Raw genomic sequence first — 16,015 nt, 5'->3', positions numbered from 1 at the left:
AAAACTCAATATAAAAGGATTTTTTATGTCAATTCCAGCAGTCACTATTTTAGATGGCGGCATGAGCCGAGAGTTAGAAAAACATGGCGCGCCTTTTCGTCAACCGGAGTGGTCGGCGCTGTCCCTAATGGAAACGCCGGAAATCGTCTGCGCAGTCCATCGTGATTTTATACAAAGTGGCGCGCAAGTCATCACTACCAACAGCTATGCTTTGGTGCCTTTTCATATTGGTGAGGCCCGTTTCACAGCACAAGGGCAGGATTTGGCTGCAACTGCTGGCAAGATGGCGCGTCAAGCGGTCGAACTAGAAAGTAGTGACACTCAAGTTGCAGGCTCTATACCACCGTTGTTTGGCTCTTATCGCGCTGATCTTTTTGAACCTGAGCGCGTAGAAGTCATAGCCACACCTTTAATCAAAGGTTTGGCGCCTTATGTGGATTTCTGGCTTGCTGAGACCCAAAGCTTAATAGCGGAGGCCGTGGCCATTCACCAGCTATTAGCGCAATGGGATGAGGCCCACAAACCTCTTTGGGTCGCTTTTACCTTGGAGGATAGCGAGGCACTCGACGTCCCGCGCTTAAGATCAGGCGAGACCGTGCAAGCGGCAGTCGAGCGCTTAGTGACGTTGAACGTCAGCTGCATCCTGTTTAATTGCTGCCAACCGGAAGTCATTGCGCAAGCTTTGCAAGTGGCACAAACCACCCTCAAAAACAACCAAGCCGAGCATATTAAGCTCGGCGCTTATGCCAATGCTTTTGCACCGCAAACTAAAGACGCTACTGCCAATGCGGGCCTGGATGAGGTCCGTAGCGATTTGACGCCACCCGCCTATTTGACCTGGGCCAAAAAGTGGCAAACCATAGGCGCCTCTGTCATTGGCGGCTGCTGCGGTATTGGCGCAGAGCATATCAAAGTCTTGAGCCAAAACTTTAATCAGACCACGCAAAAATAGAGATGCTGCCATGCAAAATGGACAAAAAATTGGCTTAGTCATGCTCACCGCCATTGTATTTAGTTCAATGGTTGGTGCCGGTATTTTTAGTTTGCCACAAAATATGGCAGAGGTGGCGGGGGTAAACGCCATCTTGACGGCCTGGGTAATTACCGGCATTGGGATTTTATTTCTGGCCGGTTGCTTTTTATACCTATCTCGACTCAAGCCTGAGCTGGATGGCGGTATTTATACTTATGCCAGACAAGGATTTGGTGATTTAGCAGGTTTTTTTTCGGCTTGGGGCTATTGGCTGTGTGCCACCATTGGCGTGGTAGGCTATTTGGTGGTCGCTTTTGCTGCGTTGGGCAGCTTTGTAGACAGTCCTAACCGAGTCATTTTTGGCGAAGGCAATACCGTTTGGGCCTTTGTCGGCGAGTCCATCATTTTATGGTCCGTGCACTATCTGGTGCTGCGCGGGGTCAAACAAGCGGCTTTTATTAACCTGATTGCTACCTTGGCCAAAAGCTTACCGCTATTGGCCTTTATAGTCTTTGCGTACTACGCTTTTGATTTGCCCACTTTTAATGCCGATCGTGCTGGCACCACGTTAGCCACTCCTTTTATGGAGCAAGTCAAAGGCACCATGTTGATTACCCTCTGGGTATTTACGGGTATAGAAGGGGCAGTGGTTTTGTCGGGGCGCGCCAAACGGCGAGCGGATATTGGCCGCGCCACTTATATAGGGGTCATTTGCGCTTTAGTACTTTATATCGCCATTACCTTGCTGTCTTTGGGGGTGATGAGTAGAGTAGACGTAGCAGGGTTGACCAATCCTTCTATGGCTGGATTGATGGCGCAGATGATTGGTCCAGTGGGCAAATGGGTAATCAGCTTAGGGCTAATCGTCTCCGTACTGGCCTCTTATTTAAGTTGGATTCTTTATTCTGCAGAAGTCCCTTATACGGCGGCCCAGTATCATGCCTTCCCGCGTATATTTGCCAAAAAAAATGCCCAAGGCACCCCTTATACTTCCTTAATACTCACCAGCTTGACCGTACAATTTTGTCTGCTGATGATTCTATGGACCGGCAAGGGTTATACTACTTTGGTGTTGATCTCTACCTCTATGATCTTGATTCCCTATTTTTTGGTGGGGGCTTATTTGGTCAAAGTCGCTTTTCAAGAAAAGGCAGGTTGGGGGATTAAAGCGGTCGGCTTAGGGGCCAGCGTTTATGGCGTTTGGCTGATTTACGCGGCAGGAATCGATAACTTGCTGCTGTCATTGCTGCTCTATATCCCCGGTCTGGCCATCTATTATTACAGCCGCTATCAACAGCGTAAACTGAGCGGCAAACCCGTCTAGACCTTTACTTTTTTAGCCCGTTTATTGGCAAGCGCTCATCTCTTAGCTGAGTGCAAAACTCTATGACTGGTGAGACAATTCTGCTGATAACCCCGCTTACAACCACGAGCCAATAGGATGACTCTTTGCTATGAACCCTAGCACTGTCAATGATTTAAGGATATTAGATATCACTTTTAGCGATATCTTACTCACCGTGCATTTCCTCTTATTGGTGCTCATCACGTTACGGATTCTGGCGCGTTATGACCTGACCTCGTCTGCTCGGCTGGCCTGGTTTGTGGTGGTATTGGCCTTGCCTTATCTTGGTGTCATTGTGTATTGGATGTTTGGCGAGGTGCATTTAGGGCGTAAGATTACTAAGGAACATCACGCTACGATTGAGGATTTGCATAAGCGTCACCCTGAAGTCTTGGGCGATGCACAGACCTTCAAGCACTATATAGCGACGGAATACCAGCCGGCGTTTGCTTACGGAGCGGCGGTCACCGGCTTTAATACCACGACAGGCAATCGCGCTGAATTAATGCCGGACGCCCAGACGGCAAGGGCGCGCATGATTGCGGACTTTGATGCGGCAACCGACCATATTCATGTGCTCTATTACATTTGGCTCAGCGATGAGACCGGGATTAATACGGCCAAAGCCTTGATTCGCGCAGCACAGCGTGGGGTCACTTGTCGGGCGATGGTCGATGCCATGGGCTCGCGCAAGATGCTCAGCTCCCCGCTATGGCAAGAGATGAAAGACGCGGGCGTGCAGCTTGGAGTTGCCCTACCCTTTCGCAATATTTTTAAAGTGCTGCTGACCAGCCGTATCGACCTGCGCAATCACCGCAAGATTACGGTCATCGATGGCACCATTACTTATTGTGGCAGTCAAAATTGCGCTGACCCAGAGTTTCGAGTGAAGCCTAAATATGCGCCTTGGGTCGATATCATGGTGCGCTTTGAAGGGCCTATCGTTGCGCAAAAACAGATGCTCTTTGCCAGCGACTGGCTGATGGCCAATCCAGACACGCCACTAGCCGCTTTTAACTATCCTACGGCAGCGAAGGAGGCGCTAAATCAGGACACCACGGCAGGGTTTGCCGCCCAAGTATTTGCAGATGGCCCTACCCAGCGCCGTGCAGCCACCCCGCAATTTCTCACCACGCTTATCACTCAGGCTCAGCAGCAACTGATTATTTCTACCCCCTACTTCGTTCCCGACTACTCCCTGATTAGCGCACTGTGTGCCACTGCCTATCGCGGGGTCGAAGTCATTATGATTTTTCCAAAAAACAACGATTCTTTCGTCGTGGCAGCCACCAGTCACAGCTATTATTGGGAGCTGTTGGAAGCAGGCGTGAAAATTTATGAGTTTAAAGGCGGTTTACTGCATGCAAAGACCTTAACCGTCGATGGTCAGGTCAGTTTGATCGGATCGACCAATTTAGACTTACGCAGCTTTGATTTGAACTATGAAAATAATATCGTCCTGAGTGATGCGGCCCTAACCGCTGCTATTATCGCGCGCCAATTCGACTACATTAGCGACTCGGATGCCGTGACCAAAGACGCTGTTAAAGCCTGGAGCTTACCGAGACGCATTTGGAATAATGTGGTCGCTACGATTGGCCCTGTCTTATAGGATAAGGGCTAAAAATATGGGCAATACTGAGAGTTGTTAGGTAAAAAAAACGCTGAACCATGAATGACTCAGCGTTTTTTTTGGTTAGCGAATAGAGAAAACTGACTTAGCGCTTACTCAGAATATAAACCACAAACTTAGCTTCTGTCTTAAACTCAGTCTCACTAGCAGACGTTAATAGAGCGTTTCGTTTGGCCGGTTGTGCCCGATAAGCATAAGGGGTCATGGTGAGTAAATCGGCTAAATCCGTCTGATTCAGCTGTAAATCCTGAGCGCAAGATAAGACGGTGTGCTGCTCAAAATACGGCTCTAGTTGCGTGAGAAATTTATCAGAATCGTGCTCACGGACCGAATCAAATAGTGCCTCGCGCACTGAGGCCAGATGGCCAACATCCGGTTTAGCAATCACTAGCCAGCCGCCAGGTTGCAACATCTGCGCAAACACTTCCGGCAAAATGGGGCTAAAGATAGTAGTAATACCGTTGAGGCTAGCCGGCGGTAAAGGCAAATGCGCTGCACTGGCGACTAACGGGTATAAAATACCGTTGTCGTGCGCTACTGCCTGCTCAGTATCCTGCTGCCATAAGCATCCTGCCGCTTTGCTCGCCTTAGCCAACGTAACCACCGCAGGCTTACTAATATCAACTGCGATGAAACCCGTGATGCCTTGCTTCACTAACGCCTCGCGCATTGCTAAGGTGTAATAGCCCTCTCCACAGCCGATATCTGCCCAATACTTCGCCTCTTTACCCGCTACTTGTTCTTCTATTACTGGCGCCACCTTTTCTTTTAGCGCTACTGTTGCGCTAGGCAGTTGCGTCAACTGCTCACAAATCAGTGCCTGCAAATGCGCATAGTGCCCTGCCGCCAAAAACCGCTGTCTTGCCGCTATAGAATCTGGGCTATCGCCAGGCGCTTTGGATTTCTTCTGCTGGACGGGCAATAAATTAACATAGCCTTGCCGCGCCACATCAAAACTATGCTGAGTCAGCTTTGCAGGCGTTATGCCATCTGCCATAAGAGGTGGCTGTTGACTGGCATCGCAAATCCAAGTCTTGGCGCTCACTTGTAGAGGCGACTGACAAAGTGGACAAATAAAATCAGGGGCAGTAAACGTAGGATTGGGCACAGAAACAGTAAATGGCGACACGGCAGACTCTTATTCGGGTGGGCAAAAGGTGCGAGGAATTAACGAAAATTATTATGAGCTTATCAAAGGTAAGCTTATGCGGAACGACACCGGCTAAAAATAGCATAGCATAAAAAAAATAACGGTAGGTCAAATAGCTATTCAACCTACCGTTTACGTTGTATTGCTCTCTTGCTAGAGGTTTATCTTAATTTCAACGTCATCAAGCCCAACACGACCAAGACAATCGCGATAATCCAAAATCTAGCGACCACTTGGGTTTCTTTCCAACCAATTTCTTCAAAGTGATGGTGCAGCGGCGCCATTCTAAACACGCGTTTTTTACGCAGCTTATAGGAGCCCACCTGAATCATAACAGACAAGGCTTCAGCTACAAAGAGGCCGCCCATGATAGCGAAAGCAATCTCTTGGCGGGTCATCACGGCGATAGTACCGAGCATAGCCCCTAAGGCCAAGGCACCGACATCACCCATAAAGACTTGTGCGGGATGCGCGTTAAACCATAAGAAACCAAGACCTGCGCCAATCATAGCGCCGCAGACAATGGTGACTTCAGAGTTATAAGCGATATATGGTACGTGCAAATAATCAGCAAAGCGCACGTCACCAGAGACATAAGAAAAGGCGCCGAGACCCGCTGCCACTAACACGACGGGCAGAATAGCTAAGCCGTCTAAGCCATCGGTTAGGTTGACTGCGTTCGAGGAGCCATTAATGACGAAGTAGGTAAAGATGATAAACCCAATACCAAAAGGCACCGCTGAAAAAGGAATAACCCAATTTTTAAACAGCGGCACCAGCACGTCTTGCATCTCAAAAGTGGTCTGCATATTAGGTTGCTGGAGCGCAATATAATATAAGGAGACCCCAACGAAGAGCGCACCCATAGACAGCCAAAAATACTTCTTCTTAGCGGATAAGCCCTTGGGGTTTTTATACTTAATCTTGAGCCAATCGTCCATCCACCCTACGGCACCAAAGATCACCATAACCACGATGAGAATCCAGATGTAGGGGTTAGAGAGCCGCGCCCAACTGAGCGTGGCCACAGCGATTGAGCTTAAAATCAGAATCCCCCCCATCGTGGGGGTGCCCGTCTTCGCCAAATGTGATTGTGGGCCATCATCGCGGATAGCCTGACCATATTTTAAGGTACGCAGGTGCGCAATCGCAGGACCGCCCAATATGAGACTAAATGCTAGCGCTGTGACCACGGCAAGCAGGGCTCGTAGGGTCAAAGAGGACACTGCGGAAAAAGGTGTGTAATACTGACCGAGCCATTCAAATAACCAAAGTAACACTACTTACTCCCCTAGCAACGCTTCGATGAGCGTCTCCATTTTGGCAGATCGTGAGCCCTTAAATAGGACAGTACATGGACGATCTTCGTGAGTCTGTAGATACTGCTGTAAATAGTTCAGCAGCGCCAATTTGTCTGTGAATGCTTGCGCTGCAATGCCACCGACTTCCATAGCCCCGTCCACACTAAAGCGAGCGAGATCACCGACACACAGTAAGATATCGACACCGGTAGCCGCAATTGCACGGCCGAGCGCTTGGTGTTCGGCGACAGCAGCTTCACCCAACTCACCTATATCGCCCAATACCATGATTCGTGTGCCTGTCTGGGCGGCTAAGACTTTCGCAGCAGCACGCACAGAGTGAGGATTGGCATTATAAGTGTCATCAATCAGGCGGTGCATGCCCAACAACTGACTGTTGAGACGGCCTTTCGCTGGACGGGCATTCTCTAGGCCAATTACGATATCTGCTGCGGACACGCCTAATGCATGCGCACAAGCAGCGGCGGCCAACGCATTATTCACGTTATGCTCGCCCGCTAAAGGTAAATTAATATCATGGACTTCGCTACCGATATGCAGCTTAAACTCGCTGCGTTCCGGCTCAACGTCCAAGTGACTGGCGCTAATGTCGGTATTGCCAAAGCCCAGCACATGGTCGCTATGGGTTTCGGCGATACGGCGCAGTTGGTTGGTGAAGTCGTCATTATCCGGCACGATAGCGTATTGATCGCGGCTTAGCGTATGGTAAATCTCAGCCTTAGCTTGGCAAATGCCTTCGCGGCTACCAAACTCACCCAAATGTGCGGTACCAATATTGAGAATACAAGCAACATCCGGCTGCACTATCTCAGTGGTATAGGCGATCTCACCAATGTGGTTGGCGCCCAACTCGATAATGGCATATTGATGCTGATCGGATAATTCTAGCAGCATCATGGGCGCGCCCAAGTCGTTGTTTAAGTTACCACGCGTGATCAGCGTAGGGGCAAGCCGGCTAAAAATACTGCCGAGCATTTCTTTACAAGTGGTCTTGCCACTAGAGCCCGTAATCGCAATCACTTTTAAATCTTTATGCTGCTGCCGACGGTACGCCGCCAGTTGCCCTAAGGCGAGGCGTGCATTGCTCACTACCAATTGCGGAATACTGCTCGGCACGGGGCGCTCGACGATTGCCGCAATAGCGCCTTTGCTGGCGGCGGCATTGATATAGTCGTGACCGTCAAAATTCTCTCCTGACAAGGCTAAAAAGATATCTCCCGGCTTAATCGTCCGTGTATCTGTCGCGATACGATAGCTGGTCACGGAGACTGTAGCCGTTGGGTTGCTGGCTTGATCAGCAGCCGGTAGCCAATGGCTATTTAGCGACGCCGTAGCGGCCAACAAGTTCTCTGCCTGCCAGACGTATAGTCCTTGCGAGTGCAGCTCGTTATCAGCGCCTGCCGATGAACTCTCTTCTTTGTCTGTCATAGGGTACCTTTTGCGTTATCTTTAACTATGGGAATAACTTGTAGCGCTATCTGTGTCTTACTTTATTCAAATAAGTGCTCAGTGACTTAACGGGAGTAAGTTGCTGACTTCATTTGCACCCGGCTGTTATTGACTTAAGGCTTCTTTCACCACCACCGTGTCATCAAAATCATGGCGCACGCCTTTAATTTCTTGATAAGTCTCATGACCCTTGCCCGCAATCACTACGATATCATTAGCTTGAGCCTGCGCTACCGCATAAAAAATCGCTTTACGGCGATCAGCTTCGATATGGGTGCGGGCGTGTTGCTCTGCGGTCATGCCCGCTTGCATATCTTGTAGTATCGCAAGGGGGTCTTCTGAGCGCGGATTGTCAGAGGTAAAAATGACTTGGTCCGCTACTGCTAATCCGGCCTGTGCCATTAACGGACGCTTGCCCGCATCGCGATCACCGCCACACCCGAATACCGCCCAAAGCGTACCTTCGCAATGGGCTTTTAGACTGGTCATCACTTGTTGCAGCGCATCTGGTGTGTGCGCATAATCCACGATAAAGCAGCCTTGGTCATAGCCCGCGGTATTCTCAATACGCTGCATCCGGCCACTCGCCCCTTCTAAGGTCGCCACTAGGGCAGGAATCTGCTCGATAGTCACGCCTAAAGCGATAGCTCCAGCAATAGCGGCTAATAAATTGGCCACATTAAAACGGCCCAGCAAGGGGCTATCCACCCACATAGTCTTGGCCTGAGCAGGGTTTCTAGAAGTGTTATCACTAGCGTGCTCTGTTGACAAACCATTCAATAACGGACTGGCTATCTCAATACGGGCACCTTCTAAACTGGGCTCAATCTGGCGGGCCACAAAAGTAGCGTCTGACGCTGCATTTAAGCTATACGTCCATACTTCCAGACCACTCTGCTGCGCGGTCTCTAGCATTAACGGGGCAAACTCATCATCACTATTGATAATGGCATGGGTCAAGGTGGGGAAATAATGGCGATTAAACAACATCGCTTTGGCTGCGGCGTACTCCGCCATATCCGCATGGTAATCGAGATGATCACGGCTTAAATTGGTATAAATAGCGACTTTAATGGGCACGCCTTGTAAACGCTGCTGATGCAGACCATGCGAGCTGGCTTCTAGCGCCAATAGGTCGACCGATTGATTGGCCATATTCAGCAAGAAATTTTGTACGGCCAACGCATCCCCAGTGGTATGACTGGCTTGGGTTAATTGACCCAATTTACCGTTGCCAGCCGTGCCCATAATGGCACTACTCATCCCTGCCCCTTGGCACAATTGAGCGAGCAACTGGCTGATGGTGGTTTTACCATTCGTCCCCGTGACTGCAGCGACTTTCGGCAATGATAGCGATTGTCCGTCTACACTGAGCGTCGTTTGCAGCAAAGCCGTTTGAATAAGTGAGCCTAGAATATCGCGAATATTTGCACTATAAATAATAGGACAGCTGGGCTCAACAATATCGAGCGCCTGTGGGTCAATCTCTGACAAGATAAATGCCGCCTTATCCATAGCTTGCTTAGCGAATAGACCGCTACGAGCATCATCATGCGTTTGGCTTTTGAGCAAGACTAAGACATCAGCTTGCGCCACTTGGCGGCTATCGAGTTGAAATTGGTGGAAAGGCGTTTGTAATACGGTGGGATCCGCTTGCATAAGCTGCTGATAAGCGGAGTTAACTTGTTTAGTAGTAGGGTTTGCAGCCTCTAAATCTTGCCCATCACGGTTAGCGAAGACAGGCGCTAGTGACGTCAATAACTGCTGTAGCGTGAGGGCGTTATCAGTACCAGAGGTCATGCAAAATCCCTAAGCCAAAAAAAGGCTAAATTAAAGGTAAAAACAATGGGCAGTCCCCCTAAGCGGACAGACTGCTCTCTCTTTATCTACGTATTTTTTCTCACTAGCCTAATAGCTTGCTAGGTGCGAGCGCTATTATTTAGTCTTGAGCGGTTTATCCAACGGCACATTATAAAGACGCAAGGCTTCTTTCATCACACTATGAAACACGGGCGCTGCGGTGAGACCAGCGTAGTACTGCTTACGCGGATCTTCAATCAGCACGACACCGACCAAGCGCGGGTTCGACGCCGGCGCGATACCGACAAAAACGTTGCGATATTGATCCGTATAATAGCCCCCTTTAGGATTCACACGGCGTGACGTTCCCGTCTTACCTGCGACCCGGTAGCCATCAATAGCCGCTGCCGTCGCCGTACCACCAGGCTCAGTCACCAACTCCAACATCTCCACGATATCTTGGGCTTGCTGCGCCTCCATTAAGCGCTCACTCGCTGCAGGCTTTTCCGTCTTAACTAGCTTTAATGGGTGCATAACCCCGCCAGCTGCTAAAGCACTATACGCCTGAGCTATTTGTGCCAAAGTGACTTGCAGACCATAACCGTAACTGACGGTGGCGCGGCGTGCCGTTTCATTTTCTTTTGGCGTCACGACCAGACCACTGCCCTCTCCAGGGAATTGTAGCGGGGTCTTTTTGCCAAAACCAAACTGACGCTGCATATCGGTAATGGCTTCTGGTGGCAATGATAACGCTACCTTGGTCGACGCGACGTTACTCGATTTCTGCAGCAAGGTCGCAAAGTTAATCACCCCCAAGTTATTATGGTCACGGATGGTATAGCCTCTGACACGGATAGACCCTGGGTTGGTATCGATTAACGAATTACTGGTATATTTACCCGACTTTAAGGCGGCGGCCACTGTAAAGGGCTTCATGACCGAACCGGGCTCAAACACGTCTAATACGGCACGGTTACGCTGGTTGGCCCCCGTCATCTCATTCAAGTTATTAGAGTTAAACGACGGCCACGTCGATAGCGCCAACACCTCACCGGTCTGCACATCTACAATCATGCCGGTACTCCAACGTGCTTGCTGCAGACGTCCCGCTTTCTCTAACTCTTTATAGAGTAAGTACTGCAAGCGTGAGTCGATGGTCAAAGCAATATCTTTACCGGCAATCTCAGGTTTGACCTGTTTGATTTCTTTCAGGCTGTTTTGGCGAGCGTCTTTTAGAACCATCACCTTGCCATTTTCGCCAGCCAGCTCTTTTTCATACTGACGCTCAATCCCTGCGCGCCCTTCGTAGCCACCCTCTGGGTCATTAGCGTTTTGGCCCATAAAGCCTAGCAGCTGTGAGTTGGGTTGCGGCTGCGGATAATAACGCTGGAAGAAGTTTTTGTCATAGACCGCTACGAAATCAAGCGAGGTGACACTTTGCGCAATCTCTGGGGTGACCTTGTTTAATAACGGGAAGTAATGCGAGCCTGCACCGGATGGCAGTGCAGCTTTGACCGCTTCTTCATCCGTCACATCGACCGACTCATCAATCGCCACCGCTGTTTTTAACTTATCTACCGGCACATTCGCAGCCGCAGCGAGACGGTTTAAATCCATGGCCTCTAAACGTTTACGCATACGCGCTTGCATCTTAGGGTTTTCAGGATTGGTCACGATAGCCTTTTTGATACTATAGTATTCTTGCGCATAATCGTGTGGACTAAAAGAAACCGTTGCCAAAGGGGCGCTGACCGCTAAGGGGAGATTATTGCGATCGGTAATCATACCGCGATAGGAGGGCTGCGTACGCACGCTAGTGATGAGCTGGTTGCCTTTTTCTTGATAAAATCCGGCATTTAAGACTTGGATGTAGTAAGCCCGGCCTATCAAAGCGACCAACACGCCTAAAGCTAGAATCCAAATGACCCGAAAACGAGATTTATCCGCCTCGACACCACCACGAGAGGACGCCCCAGTAGCTCGATTAAATACTAGGGACTTGCGGTTTTTAACGCTGGTGTAAGCACCACCCTGCTCAGCTTTGTCCGCTTTTTTTAGGGAGAATCGCGAAGACTTCGGCTTAGCCGATTGCGCTGACTCTTTGGATCGCAAGGGCTCAGTCACTTTAACCGTGCTGGCGCTACTGGCTTTACTGCGGCTAGGCTTTTTAGAGGCCGTCGTTTTAGCAGTGGTTTTTTTAGCGGGCGTTTTTGGCGTTTTAGGTTGTTTGGTACTCATGGGGTGACCTCAGTCGCGGCTGAGGCAGAGTCAGTCTGGTCACTCGTAGCATCGGTGGGTATAGGGGTAGCTGGGGTATTACTAGCAGCCGATGACTTATTGCCGCTAGCTATATTAGCGGGTACATCGGCAGGCTCGGAACCGGGCTGCAAAATTAGCTTGTCTTTCGTACCTGGTGAGAACATACCCAACTCAGCGACGGCACGACTGGCAATTTGCGGCGTGGCACTAAAGGTCTGCTGCTCGATAAGCAGACGTTGGTGTTCGACTTGGAGCTTACGGTATTGTTTGCGCATGTCTTGCAAGACTTTATAATCCTGATGATATTTTTGAACTTGTTCAGCAGCTTTGACCCCAGTCCCGATAATAAGCACGGCGAGTACCAGCATAATGACGACATAGAGATTCACGCCCACAAAGCGTTTTGAGAGAATTTCCCCCACATCTGGCGTCGAATCGTTGCCCGCTCGCCTTGAGACGGATTTGTCTGTTGCTGCCATGTCAATCTCAATTATAAAAATATTGTAAAGGGGTAAGCTAAGTTTGGGATAAAAAATGCTAGTAGCTATCTACTTGCGGCGTATACGGGATATCGGTCCGTTGTGCGGCTCGCAACCAAGCACTGCGCGAGCGTGGATTGCCCTTCACTTCAGCAGCACTCGGTCCAATACGCTTTGGCTTCGAAAAATAGCGCGGGCGCTTGGGCGGCATCGGCAAATTCTGGTCTTCCGGGTATTGCCCTCGGCTATGACGCTGCAAAAACTGCTTAATGCGGCGGTCTTCTAACGAATGGAAACTAATCACCGCTAGCCAGCCATCGGTCGCCACCACTTCTAAGCTTTGCTCCAAGAAGCTATCGACATCACCCAGCTCATTATTAATAAAAATGCGCATGGCTTGAAAGCTTTGCGTCGCAGGATGCTTGCCCTTTTGCCAATTGGGATGCGCCACCTTGATGACTTCGGCCAATTCTAGCGTCGAGTCATAACGGTCCATCTCTTTGATAGCACGCGCAATACGGCGGCTGTGGCGCTCTTCGCCAAATTCATACAGCACATCGGCCAAAATATCCACCTCTACGGTCTCTAACCATGCCGACACCGGCTGACCGCGCGTGGTATCCATGCGCATGTCCACTGCCCCATCACGCATAAAACTAAAGCCGCGACTGCCATCATCAATCTGCGGTGACGATACGCCCAAATCGGCCATCAGTCCGGTCAGCTTAGCGATACCTAAATCGGCCAAGCGCGCCTGTAAAGTGGCAAAACTGTCATGAATGACCGTCACCCGTGGGTCACTAGCGGCCAATTCATTCGCCACTGCGATAGCTTCTGGGTCTTTATCAAACACCAATAACCGCGCGTCTTCTGCCAAATGACTGAGCAACAGGCGACTGTGGCCACCGCGGCCAAAAGTCCCATCCACAAAGATACCGCTGGCTTTTTGTGCGGGCGCTTTCGCTAATGATTTTAAACCCAAAACAGCGGCCACTGTTTCTTCTAATAAAACAGCGTGATGACTTAGGGTCTCAGCGACTATAGGAGTGGGAGTGTCTTCGGTTGGTGCAGTATTATAAGGCATTCAAGGCAAATTTCTTGTGTAATAGCTCGGCTATAAAAGCTTTTTTACGGAAAAGCTAGGAGATAGCAAAGCAAGGATAGTGTCGTTAGCTAGGCTTAGCGTAAGTACTTATTATCGATAATAAAGGGGCTCATTGAATGAGTAAGCACGCTCACCATTCTGCATGACTTATGCAAGCTCGCAAAAGCTCATCATAACCTTTTACTCGCCAATAATAGCAAGTTTCTATTGTGATTTTCTCACGATATTCTGTATTAAAAGTTAATAGCTGGTAGCACCATAATATAGTAGCAAAATACTAGCGGCAAACGATGTAAAATACGTGAAAAGTACCTTACTCAAGGTTTGCCGTCAGCCTAGCCACTGCAGTTGTCATTATCGCAAGCTCTCCGGTCATGTCAAGTGATGCCCCCATAAACGAGAAGTTAATCTGACGAAAATCGGCGTATGAAACATAAAGCACTGCTGACAGCAATATACGAGCAGGGATTTAATACCTGTTATAATAGGCACCATGCATCAACGACATCTGCCAATGGTTAGCCAAGGGCTCATAAGTCAGGGGGCGTTAGGACGCTATGGCCTGGCCTATTGACCTTTATTATCGGCCACTTTTTCCTATTGGTTCGTCGCCAAGTCGTCCCCATGTATTGACTACGCCCACTAGTTAGCTAAGTACTGTTAGCTTAGTACTTTGAATCATTAAGCTATTAAAGTGAGCCAACTCGTTCAACCAGCCTGTCACACCCTATTAAACTCATAAAATTATATTTTTCATCCCGTTATCGAGACTACTATGACCCAACCTACCCCTAGCAACCGTCCTGTTCGTACCCGTATCGCACCCTCTCCGACTGGTTTTCCTCACGTCGGTACCGCCTATATTGCGCTATTTAACTTAGCTTTTGCTAAGGCGCATGGCGGAGAGTTTATCCTACGTATCGAAGATACGGATCAGACGCGCTCTACCGAGCAATCAGAAAAGATGATTTTGGATGCATTGCGTTGGGTGGGTCTCGATTGGTCAGAAGGTCCAGATATTGGTGGGCCACACGCGCCATATCGCCAAAGCGAGCGCAGTGACTTATATAAAAAGTATGCTGAAGAATTACTGGATAAAGACCACGCATTCCGCTGTTTCTGCACATCAGAAGAGCTAGACGCCATGCGCGCTGAGCAAATGGCCAATGGCGAGACCCCGCGTTACGATGGTCGCTATGCCGATTTATCTCGCGAAGAGTCCGACAAGATGGTCGCTGAGGGCAAGCCTTACGTCATCCGTATGCGCGTCCCGACTGAGGGTACCTGTATCGTCAACGATATGCTGCGCGGCGAAGTTGAAATCCCTTGGTCACAGGTCGATATGCAAGTTTTGCTCAAGACCGATGGTATGCCGACTTACCATTTGGCCAACGTCGTCGATGACCACTTGATGGATATCAGCCATGTGATTCGTGGGGAAGAGTGGCTCAACTCAGCGCCTAAACACCAGTTGTTATATGAGTATTTCGGTTGGGAAATGCCCACCCTTTGCCATATGCCATTGCTGCGTAACCCAGACAAATCGAAATTGTCTAAGCGTAAAAATCCTACGTCTATCACCTACTATCGTGATGCCGGCATGCTGCCAGAAGCGCTGCTCAACTACCTCGGTCGTATGGGCTACTCAATGCCAAACGAAGAAGAGAAGTTCACGTTAGAAGAGATGATTGCTAGCTTTGATATAAAACGCGTCTCGTTAGGCGGCCCTATCTTTGATGTAGAGAAACTGAGCTGGTTAAACGGGGAATGGTTGCGTGCACTAACCCCAGAAGAATTGAAAAACAAGATTCTTGCTTGGGCGAATGATTCAGACAAATTGACCGCGATTGCGGCGGCGATTCAACCACGTATCAACCTATTATCTGATGCGGTTAATTGGGCAGGTTTCTACTATCAAAACCTTCCTAACATCACTGCCGAAGATTTTGAGCATAAAACGCTGACACCTGAGCAAGTGATTGAGATTCTGCAGATTACCCTGTGGAAACTGGAAGTATTGCCAGAGTGGAGCGAGGAGAATATCTACGCTACGCTGAAAGGTCTCTCTGCTGCGCTTAATATCAAACTGCGCGATATGATGGCCCCGTTCTTCATCGCCATTGCGGGCAGCACCTCTTCGACGCCGGTTATGAACTCGATGTATATTATCGGTGCCGATATGACCTTGAACCGTCTGCGTCATGCGGTCGAAGTCTTGGGTGGCTTAGGCAAAAAGAAACTAAAGAAACTAGAGAAGACGTCGGCGGATTTGCCGAACTTTTTGGCGGATTCGGCTGAATAGTCTTTTGACTAAATAGCCTTGAGATTTAGTCTTATCATGATAAAAATGCTCGGCTTTGGCTGGGCATTTTTTATGGGTGAAACTTTTTATATGTGCGAAACACAGAAAAGTGTTAATTGATGAGGTTTTGGCGATAGGGTATTCATGAGATTACTCTGCGAACCCGTGGGTTACACCCACGCTACCCCATCAATAAAA

At 49.3% G+C, this 16,015-nt stretch carries 11 protein-coding genes; 4 read left to right on the top strand and 7 right to left on the bottom strand.

The genetic code is table 11. From position 1 onward, the window contains the following. Window positions 1-25 precede the first annotated feature (25 nt). From ACZ2XM_RS12675 to cls, 3 genes are all read left to right on the top strand, one after another. Window positions 26-952, top strand: a complete 927-nt coding sequence (locus tag ACZ2XM_RS12675; RefSeq protein ID WP_490589185.1) for a homocysteine S-methyltransferase family protein — start codon at window positions 26-28, stop codon at window positions 950-952. Between the two features lie 10 nt (window positions 953-962). Beyond that, entirely contained in the window at window positions 963-2,297 is a 1,335-nt protein-coding gene (locus ACZ2XM_RS12670; protein WP_490589186.1) for a basic amino acid/polyamine antiporter, read from the top strand. A 130-nt stretch (window positions 2,298-2,427) separates the two neighbouring features. Continuing rightward, the gene (gene cls / locus ACZ2XM_RS12665; protein ID WP_490589187.1) at window positions 2,428-3,930 is read left to right on the top strand and encodes a cardiolipin synthase; all 1,503 of its coding nucleotides are present in this window, start codon (window positions 2,428-2,430) and stop codon (window positions 3,928-3,930) included. A gap of 106 nt (window positions 3,931-4,036) precedes the next feature. Here the strand turns inward: cls and ACZ2XM_RS12660 are convergent, their stop codons facing one another. The 7 genes from ACZ2XM_RS12660 to rsmH all read right to left on the bottom strand — a co-directional run bounded on the left by ACZ2XM_RS12660 (window position 4,037) and on the right by rsmH (window position 13,494). Further along, window positions 4,037-5,080 (bottom strand): putative RNA methyltransferase, encoded by a 1,044-nt coding sequence (locus ACZ2XM_RS12660; protein WP_490589188.1) that lies wholly within the window; start codon window positions 5,078-5,080, stop codon window positions 4,037-4,039. A gap of 182 nt (window positions 5,081-5,262) precedes the next feature. Then, entirely contained in the window at window positions 5,263-6,381 is a 1,119-nt protein-coding gene (gene mraY, locus ACZ2XM_RS12655) for a phospho-N-acetylmuramoyl-pentapeptide-transferase (protein ID WP_490589189.1), read from the bottom strand. A 3-nt stretch (window positions 6,382-6,384) separates the two neighbouring features. Further along, window positions 6,385-7,851, bottom strand: a complete 1,467-nt coding sequence (locus tag ACZ2XM_RS12650) for a UDP-N-acetylmuramoyl-tripeptide--D-alanyl-D-alanine ligase (RefSeq protein ID WP_490589190.1) — start codon at window positions 7,849-7,851, stop codon at window positions 6,385-6,387. Between the two features lie 126 nt (window positions 7,852-7,977). Beyond that, window positions 7,978-9,672 carry a UDP-N-acetylmuramoyl-L-alanyl-D-glutamate--2,6-diaminopimelate ligase gene (locus ACZ2XM_RS12645; RefSeq protein WP_490589191.1) on the bottom strand — a complete coding sequence of 565 codons (1,695 nt, stop codon included), beginning with the start codon at window positions 9,670-9,672 and terminating at the stop codon, window positions 7,978-7,980. Between the two features lie 135 nt (window positions 9,673-9,807). Next, window positions 9,808-11,910 carry a peptidoglycan D,D-transpeptidase FtsI family protein gene (locus ACZ2XM_RS12640; RefSeq protein WP_490589192.1) on the bottom strand — a complete coding sequence of 701 codons (2,103 nt, stop codon included), beginning with the start codon at window positions 11,908-11,910 and terminating at the stop codon, window positions 9,808-9,810. Then, window positions 11,907-12,410, bottom strand: a complete 504-nt coding sequence (ftsL, locus tag ACZ2XM_RS12635) for a cell division protein FtsL (RefSeq protein WP_490589193.1) — start codon at window positions 12,408-12,410, stop codon at window positions 11,907-11,909. Before ftsL ends, ACZ2XM_RS12640 begins: the two co-directional genes overlap by 4 nt. Before the next feature lie 58 nt (window positions 12,411-12,468). Beyond that, window positions 12,469-13,494 carry a 16S rRNA (cytosine(1402)-N(4))-methyltransferase RsmH gene (rsmH, locus tag ACZ2XM_RS12630; RefSeq protein ID WP_490589194.1) on the bottom strand — a complete coding sequence of 342 codons (1,026 nt, stop codon included), beginning with the start codon at window positions 13,492-13,494 and terminating at the stop codon, window positions 12,469-12,471. A gap of 796 nt (window positions 13,495-14,290) precedes the next feature. On the opposite strand from rsmH, the gene gltX reads away from it, so the two are divergent. Beyond that, window positions 14,291-15,817, top strand: a complete 1,527-nt coding sequence (gltX, locus tag ACZ2XM_RS12625; protein WP_490589195.1) for a glutamate--tRNA ligase — start codon at window positions 14,291-14,293, stop codon at window positions 15,815-15,817. Window positions 15,818-16,015 lie beyond the last annotated feature (198 nt).

The sequence above is a fragment of the Psychrobacter sp. CoH-33_TS_01 genome, from assembly GCF_058189395.1.
Note: the sequence above shows the minus strand (reverse complement) of the source record. Positions and strands in the feature narration are given on the sequence as shown.